This window comes from Arthrobacter sp. LjRoot78, from assembly GCF_964254335.1.
GTDB lineage: Bacteria > Actinomycetota > Actinomycetes > Actinomycetales > Micrococcaceae > Arthrobacter.
The window spans coordinates 1,656,238-1,672,941 of sequence record NZ_CAXUTG020000001.1; the positions used below are offsets into that span (position 1 = coordinate 1,656,238).

A 16,704-nucleotide genomic window follows, 5' to 3' on the forward strand; every position below is an offset into this window, starting at 1 on the left:
CGGCCCTACCGCACAGGCAGGGCAGGCAGCGGCTCTTCGAACAGCCAGGGGTGGAGCAGGGTTTCTGAATCGATTCCGGCCACACGGTCCGCGGTCTGGATGAACCCGGCGGTGGAGACGGATCCGTGGCGGTTGCTTGCTGCCCAGTCATGCAGCAGCGCAAAGAAGGCGAGGTCGCCGCACCGGATCCGGAGCGCGTGCAGTGCGAGGGCGCCGCGCTTGTACACCCGGTCATCGAACATCAGCTCGGGTCCGGGGTCACCGACCGTGAGGTCCTGGCTCCCGGCGTCGAGCTTCCGCCAGGCGGCCGCGGCGCGGTCCGCAACGCTCATGACTCCGGCCGCCTCGGACCAGATCCACTCCGCGTAGCATGCGAACCCTTCGTGCAGCCAGATGTCCCGCCAGGACGCGACGGTCAGGGAATTGCCGAACCACTGGTGGGACAGTTCGTGGGCGATCAGCCGCTGCGCGTTCCAGTCCGGGGTGAGATGGTTGGGGCCCACGATGGACAGTGTCTGGGCTTCGAGCGGAATTTCGAGCTCGTCCTCTGCCACCACCACCGTGTACTCCTGGAAGGGGTAGGGGCCGAAGCTGTTGACGAAGGTGCGCATCATCTCCGGCTGGCGTGCCAGTCCCCGGCGGGCGGCGTCGGCCAGGGCGGCGGGCACTGCCACATGCTGGGGGACGCTGCCCGGAACCGACGTCGTATCCAGGGTCAGGAGGTCATACCGGCCGATCTGCACAGTGGCGAGGTATGTGGCCATCGGTTCGGCCTGCTCGTAGGTCCAGGTTTCACGGCTGGAGCCTGATTTTCGGGAAATCAGCAGGCCGTTGCAGACTGCCCGGTAATTGGCGTCCGTGGTGACGGCGACCCTGTAGCTGGCCTTGTGCTGCGGATGGTCGTTGCAGGGAAACCAGGAGGCGGCGCCGTTGGGCTGGCCCGCCACCAGCACTCCGTCGGTGAGTTCCTCCCAGCCCACTTCACCCCAGAGTCCGCGCCGTGGAGAAGGATTTCCTTCATACCGGATGTCGAGGGTGAAGCGGTCGCCCGGGAGCAGGGCCGCGTCGGGAACGATCACCAGTTGCTCGGCCCGCTGGCTGAACCTGCGCACGCGTTTGCCGTTCAGCGACACCTTGACGGCGCGCAGCCCTGCGAGGTCCAGGACAACGGCCGACGCCGCCCGGTCCGCCTCCGCGTGCAGGACGGCGCGGCCGCTCAGCCGGTTGCTGGCCAGCTTGTAGTCCAGGTCCAGCTCGTACCGCGTGACCCGGTAGGCGTTCGTGCCGTGCCCGGGGATGTAGGGATCAGGGGAGCCGGAGGGCTCGTCCGGCCGGCGTGTGCCGCCGTGGCCGGCTGGTGCTGCAAAACTCATGAACTGGCCTTCGTATTGCGGATGATCGGAGCCGGGTTGGCCGTGCTGGAGCTACTTGAGCCGCCGTGCCGGCACTGCCGGGCCCGCCCAGGGGCTGACCGGATTGCCCATCCAATACGTCGCTGCCGGAACTGTTTCCCCGCGCATGACCAAGGATGCCGGGCCCACCGTGCCGCCCTTCGCGATGCGTGCCCGCGGGAGGATGACGCCATGTGGTCCCATGGTGGCTCCGTCTTCGAGCGTAACAGTGTCAATGCTCATGATCCGGTCGTGGAAAAGGTGGGTCTGGACGACGCACCCGCGGTTGACCGTTGAACTTTCGCCCAGCGTGACAAGGTCCGCTTCCGGCAGCCAGTAGCTTTCGCACCACGTGCCGCGGCCGATCTTCGCGCCGAGTCCGCGCAGCCACCACACGAGGGCCGGAGTACCCGAGGCCGAGCGGGCGAACCACGGTGCGCTCACCATTTCGATGAAGGTGTCCACCACTTCGTTCCGCCAAATGAAGGAACTCCACAAGGCATGCTCGCCGGGCTTGATCCTGCCCACCAGCAGCCACTTGGCGGCCACCGCGCTGGCAGCGGCTGTGGCACCTGCGATGAGGACCACGATGCCGCCCAGAAGCGCCGCGATACCGTAGCCCCACGCCGAAGCGAGCCCGTCGAACGCGAGCATGACACCGGCGGCCAGGCCGACGGTGAGCACGACGGGAATGAACCGGCAGAGCTCCCATAGGGCGCGTGCCAGCTTCAGCCGCAGCGGCGGCTGGAAAGTCAGGGTGTTGTCGGTGGCGATGGCCGTGCGGCGCAGCCGGACCGGGGGGCTGCCCAGCCAGGAGGTGCCTGATTTGGCTTTGGCAGGAGTGGCGGACAGGACGGCCACCAGCGAGTTCTTGGGCACGCTTCGTCCCGCACCCGTCATCCCGGAGTTGCCCAGGAAGGAGCGTTTTCCGATCTTGGCGGGGGCAATCCTCATCCAGCCGCCGCCCAGTTCGTAGGAGGCCACCATGGTGTCGTCCGCGAGGAAGGCGCCTTCGCCGACGGTTGTCATTTTGGGGAGCAGGAGGACGGTGGAGGCCTCCACGTTCTTGCCCACCTTGGCTCCCAGCAGGCGGAGCCAGACCGGGGTGAAAAGGCTGGCGTAGATGGGAAACAGGACATCCCGGGCAAGGTCCAGGACGCGTTCAGTAGCCCAGACCTGCCAGCCGATCCGGCTCCGCACCCTGTAGTAGCCTTCCTTGAGTCCGACGCCCAGCAGGCGGGTGGTGGCAAGGATCAGCAGGAGGTTGGTGGCGAACCAGATGAGCGCCGCCAGTGGCAGCGAGGCAAGGACCAGGGGGAGGGCGGCCACCAGCGATTCGCTGCCGCGGATGAACAGGAACACCACGAATGCCCCGGCGGCAGCGGACAGGTAGGGGATAGTGGCCAGCACGGCTGAGGCTGCAGCGAACGCCGCGAACCATAGCCGTCCGATCAGCGCATGCGACGGGGGCGTGTCCGGCCATGCCTGTTTGGCCTTGCCGATCCGTTCGGCGGGGGATCCGGACACCAGTTGCCCGGCCTTGACCTTTCCGAGGACCGCCGATCCCGGCTCGACCTGCGCCCCGGCGCCGATACTGGCTCCGGGCATGAGCGTGCTGCGGGCGCCCACAGTCGCGCCCGCTCCAACGTGCACCTGGCCGATGTGGACTGTATCACCGTCGATCCACCAGCCGGAGAGGTCCACTTCCGGCTCGATGTTGCTGCCGCGCCCCAGCGACAGCATGCCGGTGACCGGCGGCAGCGAGTGCAGCTGGACATCATTGCCGATCTTCGCTCCGAGGGCCTTCGCATAGTAGGGCACCCAGGGGGCACTTGCCAGGCTGATGGCGCCGGACAGATCCTGGATCTGCTCCGCCAGCCACAGCCGCAGGTGTACCTTGCCGGACCTGGGGTAGGTCCCCGGAACCACGCGCCGGAGCAGGGTCCTGGCGGCCAGGACCGAGAGGGCCATCCGCCCGGCCGGGCTCACGAACACCAGCCACGACGCTGCCACCCACCACCAGGAAACAACCGGGGCCGCCGTGAAGCCGGCAAAGGCCGCCAGGAGGTTGTTGGCCACCATCACGTAAGTCAGCCAGCGCATGCCCACCAGGATGTGCAACGGGACACCCAACAGCGTCTGGAAGACCTGCGATTTCAGTGCCGTGGGGCGGACGTTCCGTTCCGGCGCCGGCCCGGCGGCCCCCTCGGGCAAGGACTGCCGGGCGGCATCGATGAGCGCGCCCACCCGGGGTGTTGCGTAAATGTCGGCCACCGTGACGGTGGGGTAGCGGACGCGGAGGGCGGACACGAGCTGTGCAGCGGCCAGGGATCCTCCGCCGTGGGCAAAGAAGTCCGCATCCAGGCTCGACGCCGGGGTTCCCAGCACGCTGCCCCACTGCTCCACGATCCAGCGGGCGTCGTCCGGCAGGTTCAGCGGGGCGTTGTCCGCGTCGGCCGCCCCGGCTCCTGCCAACGGCCAGGGAAGGGAGTGGCGGTCAACTTTTCCGCTTGTCTTGGTGGGCAGGGACTCAACCACGGTCAGGAGGGGGATGAGCGCCGCCGGAAGGCTGGTCCCAAGCCGTTCACGGGCGGCGGCGAGGTCGATTTCCGCGGTGCCGGCAGGCGCAAGGTAACCGACGAGGATCTGGTTCCCGGCCGCCGTCGTGCGGACCGCCGCCGCTGCGCCGGCAACGTCAGGCAGTGCCTGCAGCGCGGCGTCGATCTCGCCGAGTTCGATGCGCCGGCCGCCGAGTTTCACCTGTTCATCCGCGCGCCCCATGAACACCAGGCCGGCCGCTTCATAGCGGACGAGGTCTCCGGACCGGTACGCCCGGGCCCAGCCGAGGGACGGCATCGGCGCGTACTTTTCCGCGTCCTTGGCGGCGTCGAGGTACCGGGCCAGCCCCACGCCGCCGATGATGAGCTCGCCCACTTCGCCCTCTGCCACCGGAACGCCGCCGGAATCAACCACGGCAAGGTCCCAGCCGTCCAGCGGCAGGCCGATCCGGACGGGCCCCGTGCCCAGCGGCGCCGCGCAGGCCACCACGGTGGCTTCGGTCGGTCCGTAGGTGTTCCACACTTCCCGGCCGTCGACGGCGAGCCGCTCAGCGAGTTCAGGAGGGCAGGCCTCGCCGCCGAAAATCAGCAGCCGCACGTTCTCCAGAGCTTCGGCCGGCCACAGTGCGGCGAGGGTGGGCACCGTGGACACCACGGTGATGCCGTGGCTGATCAGCCACGGGCCGAGGTCCATTCCGGTCCGGACCAGCGACCGGGGGGCGGGGACGAGGCAGGCTCCGTAGCGCCAGGCCAGCCACATCTCTTCGCAGGAAGCGTCGAACGCCACGGATAGTCCGGCCAGGACCCGGTCGTGGGGGCCGATGGGTTCGTCCTGCAGGAAGATCCGGGCCTCAGCGTCCACGAACGCAGCCGAAGACCTGTGCTGAACCGCGACACCCTTGGGCGTACCTGTGGAGCCGGACGTGAAGATCACCCATGAGTCGTCGTCGGCCTGCGGCTTCCGCGGATCCGGGAACGGCCGGGGACGCTTGGTGTCCGCGACGATCTCGCCGTCCGCCCGGAGGATGGCGGCGACCCGGGCCTCGCTGAACACCAGCTTGGCGCGCTCATCGGGGTCGTCGGCATCCACGGGAACGTACGCCGCCCCGATCAGCAGGATGGCCAGGATCGACACGTAGAGCCGGTTGGTGCCGGAGGGAATCCGGACGCCGATCTTGTCACCGGCGCCGAGGCCCGCGAGATGGAGCTCACGCGCAGTGGCCCTGACTTCCGCCATCAGCTGGACGTAACTCAGGCGCCGGCGGCCGTCGTCCAGGGCCGAGGCCTCCGGATACGTGCGGGCGGTGGCCTCGAGGATGTCGATCAGCGTCCGCTCGGGCGGCGCCGCGGCGCCGCCCGGCAACTGCGGCAGATACACGTTCCGGACGCCGGGACGTGCTGCGCGTCCTTCCAGGGGGCCGGTCTCTGGCGCCGGCGCTGTTCCGGGAACTTGCGGTAGGTCAGTCACAGGGTGATTCTTGCCGCACAAGATGAACAGAAGGTGTCGCAGTTCGCCGGAGGTTCACGTCCTGTTTACCGGGCCAGGAGACTGGCCGGATCAAGGGACGAGGATGATCTTGCCGGTGGTCCGGCGCTGTTCCAGGTCGTCGTGTGCCCGGGCAGCGTGGGCCAGGTCATAGCGGCCGCCGATCCGGACCTTGAGGCTCCCGTCTGCGGCCGCCGCGAAGATCTCGTCGGAGCGCCAGCGGCGTTCCTGGGCGTTGCGGAGGAAGTGGTTGATGGTGGGCCGGGTCAGGTACAGGGAGCCGCCGGCGTTAAGCCGCTGCGGATCGAACGGCGGAACGGGGCCAGAGGCGGCACCGAAAAGAACCAGGGTGCCGCGGACGCGCAGCGCGGAGAGGGAGCCGTCGAACGTGTCCTTTCCGACGCCGTCGTACACCGCATCCGCTCCGGTGCCGTCGGTCAGCTCCCGGACTTTGGCGGAGAAGCCGTCGTAGGGGATGACATGATCGGCACCGGCTTCCCGGGTGAGCTTCGCCTTGTCGTCGGTGGAGACGGTGGTGATGACGCGGGCACCCTTCGCCTTGAGCAGTTGAATGGCCAGCAGGCCCACGCCGCCGGCTCCGGCATGGAGCAGGATGGTGTGGCCGGGTTCCACCCGGAACGAGGAATTGACCAGGTAGTGCGCGGTAATCCCCTGGAGCGGAAGGGCGGCAGCGGTGAAATCGTCCACGCCGCGGGGGACCGGCAGCGCCTTGTCCTCGTCCACCAGGATGTAGCCGGCGTAGCAGTTGGCGCCTTCGGCGGTGGCCACGCGGTCGCCGGGGGAGAACACGGTGACGCCGTCGCCGATTTCCTCCACGGTGCCGGCTGCCTCGGAACCCGGGGTAAACGGATAGGCCACTTTGTACGTGCCGCTGCGCTTGTAGGTGTCAATGAAGTTCACGCCGGTGGCGGACACCTTGACCAGCAGCTGGCGGGGACCCGGTACCGGACGCTCCACCTCGGCCAGTTCCAGGACGTCGGGCCCGCCCGCCTGGCGGGCCACAATTGCGTGCATCATGTGTCTCCTTCCCTGGGCTGGGATTTCCAGGCCCGGATACAGGAACCATCCTAGGGACACGGCCGCCAACGACGAAGTGACGGCCGGTAACCGGCCGTCACTTCGGGTCAAACGTGGATCAGGGGCTTGCCCGGTAGGGGAGGCGCCCCTAGTAGCGGCGGGTGACCGTGGCCATGGGGCACTCGAAGTGCCGCCCGGCGGAGAGGCCCACGTCGTTGAGGTAGCGGACGATGATGCCGTAGGACTGCAGCAGGGTGGTCTCCGTGTAGGGGACCTGGTGCTTGGCGCAGAACTCGCGGACGATCACGGCGGCCTTGTCCAGCTGCGGGCGGGCCATGTCCGGGAAGAGGTGGTGTTCTGCCTGGCGGTTGAGTCCGCCCATCAGGATGTCCATGAAGCGGCCGCCGGAGATGTTCCTGGAGGTCAGGACCTGGCGGCTGAAGAAGTCCACGCGGCTGTCCGCCGGCAGGACCGGCATGCCCTTGTGGTTCGGGGCGAAGGAAGCGCCCATGTAAAAACCGAAGACGGCGAGCTGGACGCCGATGAAGGCCAAAGCCATGCCCCAGGGCAGGAACGTGAACGTGAGGACCGGCAGCAGGCTCAGCCGCGCCAGGAGGATCGGGAGTTCAACCCAGCGGTGCGTGACCTTTGCTCGGCGGAAGACGAACTTGACCGAATCGATCTGCAGGCCGAGGCCCACCAGGAACAGCAGCGGGAAGAAGAACCAGCCCTGCTTCCGCGTAAGAAAAGCGAACCGTCCCTTGCGGTCGGCAACCGCTTCGGTGTGGAACGCGATGGGCCCGGGCGCGATGTCGGGATCCTTGGAAATGACGTTCGGGTGGTTGTGGTGGGCGCCGTGCTTCTGCTCCCACCAGGAGTAGCTCATGCCGGCGACGGACGTGGCCAGCAGCCTGGCAGCCCAGTCGTTGGCGCGGCGGGAGGCGAATATCTGGCGGTGTCCGGCCTCGTGGGCCAGGAAGCTCAGCTGGGTGCAGAGGATGCCGATGGCGGCAGCGATGAGGAGCTGGAACCAGCTGTCACCGATGAGTGCGAAGCCGAACCAGGCGGCCGTCATCAGGAGCACCAGGACGGAGAACACCGTGATGTAGAAGCCGACGCGACGCTCGAGCAGGCCGGCGGCCTTGACGGTCTTGAGGAGCTCGGAATAGCTCAGGACAACCTGGTTGGGCTGCCGGACACGCGTCTGCGGGCGCTCCGAAGTAGTGGTGGGGGTCATGGACTCGGGGCCTCGTAACTGTTACGGGCAACGCTGCAGCCGACATTCGGACCGCGCGGTCAGGATCACCCTTCTCCAAGCATACGCTCACGTTCGTAACGCCAGCGTGAACGAGTGCGGGGACACCCCATGAATGAGCGCAGGTGCGAGCGCATGCATAAATATCGGGTTCTATGCATAGTCTTGCTGTATAGTCGTTTCCATGACTATTTCTGTTGCCGTTTCCGGTGCCAGCGGTTACGCCGGCGGTGAGGTGCTTCGCCTTCTGGCCGGGCACCCCGACGTCACCATCGGCGCCATCACAGCACACAGCAACGCCGGTTCCAGACTAGGCGAATTGCAGCCGCATCTCCATGGTCTGGCCAGCCGCATCCTTGAAGACACCACGGTGGAGAACCTCTCAGGCCACGACGTGGTGTTCCTGGCGCTCCCGCATGGGGCATCTGCTGAGATCGCGGCCCAGTTGCCCGACGGCACAGTGGTGATCGACGCCGGTGCCGACCACCGCCTGGAAGATCCCGCAGCCTGGGAAAAATTCTACGGCTCCGCGCACGCCGGCACCTGGCCCTACGGACTCCCCGAGCTGCCCGGCCAGCGGGAAAAGCTCAAGGGAGCCAAACGGATCGCCGTACCGGGCTGCTACCCGACGTCGTCCCTGCTGGCCCTTACGCCCGGCTTCGCCGCGGGTCTTCTCCAGCCCGACGACGTCGTGATCGTCTCTGCCTCAGGCACCTCTGGCGCCGGGAAAGCCGCCAAAGTGAATCTCATCGGCTCCGAGGTCATGGGCTCGATGAGCCCCTACGGCGTGGGCGGCGGCCACCGGCACACCCCCGAGATTGAACAGGGGCTGGGCAACGCCGCGGGGGAAGCTGTGACGGTCTCCTTCACGCCCACCCTCGCGCCGATGAGCCGCGGCATCCTCACCACGGCAACGGCCCGGGTGAAGCCCGGCGTCACGGCGGCAGAGCTGCGCACTGCCTGGGAAGAGGCGTACGACGACGAGCCGTTCGTGCACCTGCTCCCCGAGGGCCAGTGGCCTGCCACCAAGTCCGTGCAGGGCTCCAACCACGCCGTGATGCAGCTTGCTTATGACGCGCACACCGGCCGCGTCATTGTCACCTGCGCCATCGACAACCTGACCAAGGGGACGGCCGGCGGCGCCGTGCAGTCCATGAATATCGCGCTTGGCCTGGCGGAAACCGCCGGCCTCAACCTGCAGGGAGTTGCCCCGTGACCGTTACCGCCCCCAAGGGATTCCGCGCCGCCGGCGTCAAAGCCGGCCTGAAGGCATCCGGGAATCCAGACCTGGCCCTGGTAGTCAACGACGGCCCGTCCAAAGCCGCAGCGGCGGTGTTCACGTCCAACCGCGTGGCCGCAGCACCGGTGCACTGGTCACGCGAGGTGGTGAAGGACGGCCGCGTCGACGCCGTCATCCTCAACTCCGGCGGCGCCAACGCGTGCACCGGCCCGCAGGGCTTCCAGAACACCCACACCACGGCCGAAAAGACAGCTGAAGCCCTGGGCCTCTCGGCCACGGACATCTTCGTCTGCTCCACGGGCCTGATCGGCGAGCAGCTGCCCATGGACAAAATCATCCCGGGCATCAGCGCAGCCAACGCCGCCCTCAGCGCTGACGGCGGCCCGGCCGCGGCCACGGCCATCATGACCACCGATTCCGTGTCCAAGGAAGCCGTCTTCACCGGCAAGGACGCAGAAGGCAACGAGTACACCATCGGCGCCATGGCCAAGGGCGCCGGCATGCTGGCTCCCGGGCTGGCCACCATGCTGGTGGTCATCACCACCGACGCGGAAGTCCAGCCGGAAATGCTCGACGTCGTGCTCCGCGACGCCACCCGGGTGACCTTTGACCGGGCGGACTCGGACGGCTGCATGTCCACCAACGACACCGTGGTGCTGCTTGCCTCGGGCGCCTCGGCTGCCGTCCCCTCGGCCAAGGACTTCGGTGCCGGGCTGACCCAGGTTTGCGCCGAACTGGCCCGCAAGCTGATCGGCGACGCCGAGGGCGCCAGCCATGACATCGCGATCCGCACGTTCAACGCGGCCAGCGAGAGGGACGCCGAGATCGTGAGCCGGGCCGTGGCCCGCTCCAACCTCTTCAAGACGGCCATCTTCGGCAAGGACCCGAACTGGGGCCGCGTGCTGTCCGCCGTGGGCACCACCGACGCCGCCTTCGAGCCGGACCAGCTGAACGTGTCCATGAACGGCGTTCAGATCTGCCGGAACGGCAGCATCGGCGAGGACCGCAGCCTGGTGGACCTGGAACCGCGGGAGGTCCTCGTTGAAATCGACCTGCAGGCCGGCGACGCCGAAGCCACGATCTGGACCAACGACCTCACGCACGACTACGTCCACGAAAACAGCGCCTACTCCAGCTAGGCCAAGCACCGACCTTCCGGGGAGACAGCAGCAGCATGAACACCCAGACACGCGAGACGACGTCCATGAGTGATGCCCAGGACAAGGCCGGCACGTTGATCGAGGCCCTGCCCTGGATCCAGCGCTTTGCCGGCACCACCATGGTGATCAAGTACGGCGGCAACGCCATGGTCAACGAGGAACTCCGCCGGGCGTTCGCCGAGGATGTGGTGTTCCTGCACCACGTGGGCATCCACCCCGTGGTGGTGCACGGGGGCGGCCCGCAGATCAACTCCATGCTCAGCCGGCTCGGCATCGAGTCCGAGTTCAAGGGCGGGCTGCGCGTCACCACCCCCGAGGCCATGGACGTGGTCCGTATGGTCCTGACCGGCCAGGTGGGCCGCGAACTTGTGGGCCTGATCAACTCCCACGGCCCGTACGCTGTGGGCATGTCCGGTGAAGACGGCGGCCTGCTGCGCGCCGTCCGCACCGGAACCGTCGTGGACGGCGAGGAGGTGGACCTGGGCCTGGTCGGGGAAGTCGTGGGCGTCAACCCGGAGGGCATTGTGGACATTCTCGCTGCCGGCCGGATCCCCGTGATCTCTACCGTGGCACCGGAGATCGCCGACGACGGTTCCACCACCGGACAGGTGCTCAACGTCAACGCGGACACCGCGGCGGCCGCCGTCGCGTCTGCCCTGGGCGCCTCCAAGCTGGTCATCCTGACCGACGTCGAGGGCCTCTATGCGAATTGGCCGGACAAGTCGTCCCTCATTTCGTCCCTGACGGCGTCGGAGCTGCGCGAGATGCTGCCGAGGCTTGAATCCGGCATGATCCCCAAGATGGCCGCCTGCCTGAAGGCGGTTGACGACGGCGTGGAACGCGCCCACATCGTTGACGGCCGGCTGCCGCACTCCATGCTGCTGGAAACATTCACCACCGCGGGCATCGGCACGCAGGTGGTCCCGGACGAGGAAACGAACGCATGAGCCAGGTTGAAAAGTCCCCCGTAGTCGAGCTCGTAGAAACAAAGGGCCACCCGACCGGTGCCGAGTGGCTGAACCGGTATTCCTCGTCCCTCATGGGCGTTTTCGGCACGCCGCAGCGTGTCCTGGTCCGCGGCGCCGGCTGCCTGGTCTGGGACGCCGACGGCAAGGAGTACCTGGACCTGCTGGGCGGCATCGCGGTGAATGCGATGGGCCACGCCCACCCGTTCGTGACGTCGGTGATCTCCAGCCAGTTGGCCACCCTGGGCCACGTCTCCAACTTCTTCACCAGCCCCACGCAGATCGCCCTGGCCGAGAAGCTGCTCGAACTGGCCAAGGCGCCGGCGGGGTCCAAAGTGTTCTTCGCCAACTCCGGTACGGAGGCGGTGGAGGCTGCCTTCAAGCTGGCCCGCCGCAACTCCGGCGCGGAGGCGCGGCCCGGCCCCGGCAGCGCCGTCACGCGGCGGACCAAGATCATCGCGCTCGAAGGTGCCTTCCACGGCCGCACAATGGGTGCTTTGGCATTGACCGCCAAGGCTGCCTACCGCGCGCCGTTCGAACCTCTTCCCGGCGGTGTTGTCCACATCCCGTTCGGGGATATTGACGCCCTGCTCGGGGAAATCGACGAAACCACGGCGGCTGTCTTCCTCGAACCGATCCAGGGCGAAGCAGGCGTCCGGCCGCTGCCCGCCGGCTACCTGCAGGCAGCACGCGAGGCCACGACTAAGGCCGGCGCGCTCCTGATCCTCGACGAGGTGCAGACCGGTATCGGGCGCACGGGAAAATGGCTGGCCAGCGAAGACGCCGGGATCGTCCCGGACGCCGTCACCCTGGCCAAGGGACTGGGCGGCGGCTTCCCGATCGGGGCGCTGGTCACCTTCGGCCCTGAAGCGTCCTCGCTCCTAACAGCCGGGCAGCACGGCACCACCTTCGGCGGGAATCCGGTGGCAACGGCGGCCGCACTGGCCACCCTGCACGCGATTGAAAGCCAGCGGGTCCTGGACAACGTCCGCACCGTGGGTGAACGCCTCCGCTCGAAGCTCGCCGACGTCGACGGCGTCACGGAAGTGCGGGGCGAAGGCCTCCTGATCGGCTTTGACCTGGACGCGGACATCGCCGCCGCTGTGGTGACCGCCGGACTGGACGCCGGGTTCATCGTCAACAGCCCGGGTCCGCGAACCATCCGCCTTGCCCCGCCGCTGATCCTGACTGCCGATCAGGCCGACAGCTTCATCCAGGCCCTGCCCACGCTCCTCCAGACCGCAAAGGATGCCCAGTGACCAGCTCCGCAACCACCCGTCACTTCCTCAAGGACACCGACCTCACCCCGGCCGAACAGGCCGAGGTCCTGGATCTCGCGGTCCGCATGAAGGCTGCGCCCTACAGCGTCCAGCCCTTTGCCGCCGAAGGCAGCGGACGCAAGACTGTCGCCGTCATCTTCGATAAGACGTCCACCCGCACCCGGGTGTCCTTCGCCACCGGCGTGGCCGACATGGGCGGAAACGCCCTCATCATCAACCCGGGTGAGGCGCAGATCGGCCACAAGGAATCAGTGGAGGACACCGCCAAGGTCCTCGAGCGCATGGTCTCCACCATCGTCTGGCGCACCGGTGCGCACTCCGGGCTGGTGGCCATGGCCGAGAACTCCAAAGTCCCCGTCATCAACGCCCTGTGCGACGACTACCACCCTTGCCAGCTCCTCGCCGACCTCCTGGCCGTCAAAGAACACAAGGGCGAGCTCAAGGGCCTCACCATGAGCTACCTCGGTGACTCCGCCAACAATATGGCCAACTCCTACCTGCTGGCCGGCGTGACCGCAGGGATGCACGTACGCATTGCAGGCCCGGACGGCTACCTGCCGGCCGCAGACATCGTCGCTGCCGCGGAGGAGCGGGCTGCGGAAACGGGCGGTTCGGTGCTGATCACCACGGACGCCGCGGAAGCCCTCAAGGGTGCCGACGTCGTTGCCACCGACACCTGGGTGTCCATGGGCCAGGAGGCCGAGAAGGAAGCCCGGCTCCAGCTGTTCCGCGACTATTCCGTGGATGAAGCGGCGATGCAGCTCGCGGCGCCGGACGCCGTCGTGCTTCACTGCCTGCCGGCATACCGGGGCTATGAGATCTCCGCGGGGGTCATCGACGGTCCGCAGTCGATCGTCTGGGATGAGGCGGAAAACCGCCTGCACGCCCAGAAGGCGCTAATGGCCTGGCTCATGCACCGGTCGGGGCTGGCCTTCGTCGAGGGTCTGTCGCCCGTTGAAGGAACCGGGGAGAGCACGTTCTAGTGTCCACCAACCCGTCGGTACCGGGCGCGAGCCCGGCCACCAAAACGGCCAGGCTGGCGCGGATCACCGCGATCCTGACCGGTGAGTCCGTCCGTTCGCAGGCGGAGCTTGCCGCGCTGCTAGCGGACGACGGCGTCCAGGTCACCCAGGCCACGCTGTCCCGCGACCTTGTGGAACTCGGCGCAGTCCGGGTCCGCGGCAAGGACGGCGTGCTGGTGTACGCCGTTCCGGGGGAGGGCGGGGAGCGTGCGGCCAAGGCCGGCGTCACCCAGGAGATCCTGGATGCCAGGCTCGCCCGCCTGTGCGGCGAACTGCTGGTGACGGCGGAGGCCTCGGCCAATATCGTGGTGCTGAGGACCCCGCCGGGGGCAGCGAACTTCCTGGCCCTGGCGATCGACCACTCGGTGATGCCGTCCATCCTGGGGACCATTGCCGGCGACGACACCGTGCTGCTGGTCACCCGGGACCCGCTGGGCGGCGCCGAAGTGGCCGCCCGCTTCCTGCAGTTTGCCGAAGAAGCCGGCCATAAGCTTGAAGACAACCAAGAACCAAACAACTAAGGAGCATTTGAAGTGACTGAGCGTATTGTGCTGGCCTACTCCGGTGGCCTGGATACTTCCGTAGCGATCGGCTGGATCGGTGAAGCGACCGGTGCCGAGGTGATCGCCGTCGCCGTCGACGTCGGACAGGGCGGCGAGTCGCTGGAGACCATCCGCCAGCGTGCCCTGGGCTGCGGCGCCGTCGAGGCTTACGTGGCCGACGCCAGCGACGAGTTCGCCAACGAGTACTGCATGCCCACGCTGAAGGCCAACGCCCTCTACCAGGGCCACTACCCGCTGGTTTCCGCGATCTCCCGCCCGGTGATCGTCAAGCACCTGGTCAAGGCCGCCCGCGAATTCGGCGCCACCACCGTGGCCCACGGCTGCACGGGCAAGGGCAATGACCAGGTCCGCTTCGAAGTAGGCATCCAGACCCTCGGCCCGGACCTGAAGTGCATCGCCCCGGTCCGCGACCTCGCCCTGACCCGCGACAAGGCCATCGCCTTCGCCGAGGAAAAGGGATTGCCGATCGAGACCACCAAGAAGAACCCGTACTCGATCGACCAGAACGTCTGGGGCCGCGCCGTCGAAACCGGCTACCTCGAAGACATCTGGAACGCCCCCACCAAGGACATCTACGACTACACCGCCACCCCGGAGTTCCCGCCGGCACCGGATGAAGTCACCATCTCCTTCGAAGCCGGCGTTCCGGTAGCGATCGACGGCGTCAAGGTCACCCCGCTGCAGGCCATCAAGGAACTTAACCGCCGCGCCGGCGCGCAGGGCGTGGGCCGGATCGACGTCGTCGAGGACCGCCTCGTCGGCATCAAGTCCCGCGAGATCTACGAGGCCCCCGGAGCCATGGCGCTGATCACCGCGCACAAGCACCTTGAGGACATCACGGTGGAGCGCGAGCAGGCCCGCTTCAAGGCCACGGTGGGCCAGCGCTGGGCAGAACTGGTCTACGACGGCCAGTGGTTCTCCCCGCTCAAGCGCTCCCTCGACGCCTTCATCGAAGACACCCAGAAGTACGTCTCCGGTGACATCCGCATGACCCTGCACGGCGGCCAGGCGATCGTCAACGGACGCCGCTCCGAGACCTCGCTGTACGACTTCGACCTCGCCACCTACGACACGGGCGACACCTTCGACCAGTCGATGGCACGCGGCTTCATCGAACTGTGGGGCATGTCCGCCAAGGTTGCCTCCGGCCGCGACATCCGCGTCGCAGGAAAGTAGCCCCTGTGGCTGAGCCCGTCGACACCAAGAAGTCCGAAGCCACCAACACGGGTGCGCTGTGGGGCGGCCGGTTCGCCGGCGGCCCCGCCGACGCCCTCGCGGCGCTGAGCAAGTCCACGCACTTTGACTGGCGGCTGGCCCGCTACGACATCGCCGGGTCCAAGGCGCACGCCCGCGTGCTGCACAAGGCCGGCCTGCTGGACGACGCCGAACTCGCGGGCATGCTCGACGCCCTGACCCGGCTGGACGACGACGTCGCCTCCGGCGACTACCTGCCGGCGGACTCCGATGAGGACGTGCACGGTTCGCTGGAACGCGGACTCATCGAGCGTGCCGGCACCCGGCTGGGCGGCAAGCTCCGCGCAGGCCGGTCCCGCAACGACCAGGTGGCAACCCTCGGACGGATGTTCCTGCGCGACCACGCGCGGATCATCGCCCGCGGCGTGCTCGCCACGATTGATGCCCTCGTCGGCCAGGCCAAGGAGCACCGCGGCGTGGCCATGCCCGGCCGCACGCACCTCCAGCACGCCCAGCCGGTCCTGCTCAGCCACCACCTGCTGGCGCACGCCTGGGCGCTGCTGCGTGACGTGCAGCGGCTGGCGGACTGGGACAAGCGCGCAGGGGTTTCGCCGTACGGTTCGGGGGCCCTCGCGGGCTCCTCGCTGGGCCTGGATCCGGAGGCCGTGGCGGCGGACCTGGGCTTCTTCTCAGCCACGCACAACTCGATCGACGGCACCGCCTCGCGCGACGTCTTCGCCGAGTTCGCCTGGGTCACCGCGATGATCGGAGTGGACCTGTCCCGCGTGTCGGAGGAAGTGATTCTGTGGGCTACGAAGGAGTTCTCCTTCGTCACCCTGCACGATTCCTACTCCACCGGCTCCTCGATCATGCCGCAGAAAAAGAACCCGGACGTTGCCGAGCTCGCCCGCGGCAAGGCCGGCCGGCTGATCGGCAACCTGACCGGGCTGCTGGCCACCCTGAAGGGCCTGCCGCTCGCGTACAACCGCGACCTGCAGGAGGACAAGGAGCCGGTCTTCGACGCCGCCGACACCCTGGAGCTGCTGCTCCCGGCAGTCTCCGGCATGATCGCGACGCTGAAGTTCAACACGGAGCGGATGGAGTCCCTGGCACCCCAGGGCTTTGCGCTGGCCACGGACATTGCCGAATGGCTGGTCCGCCAGGGTGTTCCGTTCCGCGAGGCGCACGAGCTCTCCGGAGCGGCGGTGAAGCAGGCCGAAAGCCGGGACGTTGAGCTGTGGGACCTGACGGACGAGGAATACGCCGCCATCTCGGAGCACCTGACGCCGGAGGTCCGTACTGTCCTGTCCACCGAAGGCTCGCTCAACAGCCGCAACTCCCAGGGCGGAACGGCGCCGGCCGCCGTCGAACGCCAGTTGCTCGCCCTCGAGGGCGAGCTCGCCGGCGTGCGGGAATACGCCGGGTAGCAGTCAGACGCTCTCTCACTTGTTGCAACTATTTGGCCGGCGCTCTCTCACTTTCCTTGAGAAAGTGAGAGAGCGTTGCCAATATTCATGCACTAACTGAGAGAGCGTTCTGCGCTTAAGGTGGC

At 67.7% G+C, this 16,704-nt stretch carries 12 protein-coding genes; 8 read left to right on the forward strand and 4 right to left on the reverse strand.

The genetic code is table 11. The annotated features are described in order from the left end of the window. Positions 1–5 precede the first annotated feature (5 nt). From ACSQ1X_RS07645 to ACSQ1X_RS07660, 4 genes are all read right to left on the reverse strand, one after another. Positions 6–1,373 (reverse strand): M1 family metallopeptidase, encoded by a 1,368-nt coding sequence (locus tag ACSQ1X_RS07645; RefSeq protein ID WP_436057229.1) that lies wholly within the window; start codon positions 1,371–1,373, stop codon positions 6–8. 51 nt (positions 1,374–1,424) lie between these two features. Then, positions 1,425–5,363 (reverse strand): Pls/PosA family non-ribosomal peptide synthetase, encoded by a 3,939-nt coding sequence (locus ACSQ1X_RS07650; RefSeq protein ID WP_436059291.1) that lies wholly within the window; start codon positions 5,361–5,363, stop codon positions 1,425–1,427. A 144-nt stretch (positions 5,364–5,507) separates the two neighbouring features. Beyond that, positions 5,508–6,473, reverse strand: coding sequence for a quinone oxidoreductase family protein (locus ACSQ1X_RS07655; protein WP_055798267.1), 966 nt, complete (start codon positions 6,471–6,473; stop codon positions 5,508–5,510). A gap of 148 nt (positions 6,474–6,621) precedes the next feature. After that, positions 6,622–7,710 carry a fatty acid desaturase family protein gene (locus tag ACSQ1X_RS07660; protein ID WP_028271911.1) on the reverse strand — a complete coding sequence of 363 codons (1,089 nt, stop codon included), beginning with the start codon at positions 7,708–7,710 and terminating at the stop codon, positions 6,622–6,624. 202 nt (positions 7,711–7,912) lie between these two features. Here ACSQ1X_RS07660 and argC point away from each other — a divergent pair, with 202 nt between their 5' ends. Genes argC through argH form a run of 8 tightly spaced genes read left to right on the forward strand, consistent with a single transcriptional unit; the run spans position 7,913 to position 16,579 of the window. After that, positions 7,913–8,944, forward strand: coding sequence for an N-acetyl-gamma-glutamyl-phosphate reductase (argC, locus tag ACSQ1X_RS07665; RefSeq protein ID WP_436057230.1), 1,032 nt, complete (start codon positions 7,913–7,915; stop codon positions 8,942–8,944). Further along, positions 8,941–10,107: a bifunctional glutamate N-acetyltransferase/amino-acid acetyltransferase ArgJ gene (gene argJ / locus ACSQ1X_RS07670; RefSeq protein ID WP_436057231.1), complete on the forward strand. Its 1,167-nt coding sequence runs from the start codon at positions 8,941–8,943 to the stop codon at positions 10,105–10,107. Before argC ends, argJ begins: the two co-directional genes overlap by 4 nt. 35 nt (positions 10,108–10,142) lie before the next feature. Further along, positions 10,143–11,075 carry an acetylglutamate kinase gene (argB, locus tag ACSQ1X_RS07675; protein WP_055798258.1) on the forward strand — a complete coding sequence of 311 codons (933 nt, stop codon included), beginning with the start codon at positions 10,143–10,145 and terminating at the stop codon, positions 11,073–11,075. Then, on the forward strand, positions 11,072–12,352 hold the full coding sequence (locus tag ACSQ1X_RS07680) for an acetylornithine transaminase (RefSeq protein WP_436057232.1): 1,281 nt from the start codon (positions 11,072–11,074) through the stop codon (positions 12,350–12,352). The genes argB and ACSQ1X_RS07680 overlap by 4 nt, the downstream gene beginning before the upstream one ends. Then, on the forward strand, positions 12,349–13,356 hold the full coding sequence (gene argF / locus ACSQ1X_RS07685) for an ornithine carbamoyltransferase (protein WP_055798252.1): 1,008 nt from the start codon (positions 12,349–12,351) through the stop codon (positions 13,354–13,356). Before ACSQ1X_RS07680 ends, argF begins: the two co-directional genes overlap by 4 nt. Continuing rightward, positions 13,356–13,916: an arginine repressor gene (locus tag ACSQ1X_RS07690; RefSeq protein WP_055798249.1), complete on the forward strand. Its 561-nt coding sequence runs from the start codon at positions 13,356–13,358 to the stop codon at positions 13,914–13,916. Before argF ends, ACSQ1X_RS07690 begins: the two co-directional genes overlap by 1 nt. A gap of 12 nt (positions 13,917–13,928) precedes the next feature. Then, the gene (locus ACSQ1X_RS07695) at positions 13,929–15,134 is read left to right on the forward strand and encodes an argininosuccinate synthase (RefSeq protein ID WP_028271904.1); all 1,206 of its coding nucleotides are present in this window, start codon (positions 13,929–13,931) and stop codon (positions 15,132–15,134) included. Positions 15,135–15,139: 5 nt separating this feature from the next. Continuing rightward, entirely contained in the window at positions 15,140–16,579 is a 1,440-nt protein-coding gene (gene argH / locus ACSQ1X_RS07700) for an argininosuccinate lyase (protein ID WP_436057233.1), read from the forward strand. Positions 16,580–16,704 lie beyond the last annotated feature (125 nt).

Bases quoted from the DNA above. Each gene is read 5' to 3' on its own strand.
- argC (WP_436057230.1), top strand. From the start codon at position 7,913: ATGACTATTTCTGTTGCCGTTTCCGGTGCCAGCGGTTACGCCGGCGGT.
- ACSQ1X_RS07680 (WP_436057232.1), top strand. From the start codon at position 11,072: ATGAGCCAGGTTGAAAAGTCCCCCGTAGTCGAGCTCGTAGAAACAAAG.
- ACSQ1X_RS07660 (WP_028271911.1), bottom strand. From the start codon at position 7,710: ATGACCCCCACCACTACTTCGGAGCGCCCGCAGACGCGTGTCCGGCAG.
- ACSQ1X_RS07655 (WP_055798267.1), bottom strand. From the start codon at position 6,473: ATGATGCACGCAATTGTGGCCCGCCAGGCGGGCGGGCCCGACGTCCTG.
- ACSQ1X_RS07645 (WP_436057229.1), bottom strand. From the start codon at position 1,373: ATGAGTTTTGCAGCACCAGCCGGCCACGGCGGCACACGCCGGCCGGAC.
- argB (WP_055798258.1), top strand. From the start codon at position 10,143: ATGAACACCCAGACACGCGAGACGACGTCCATGAGTGATGCCCAGGAC.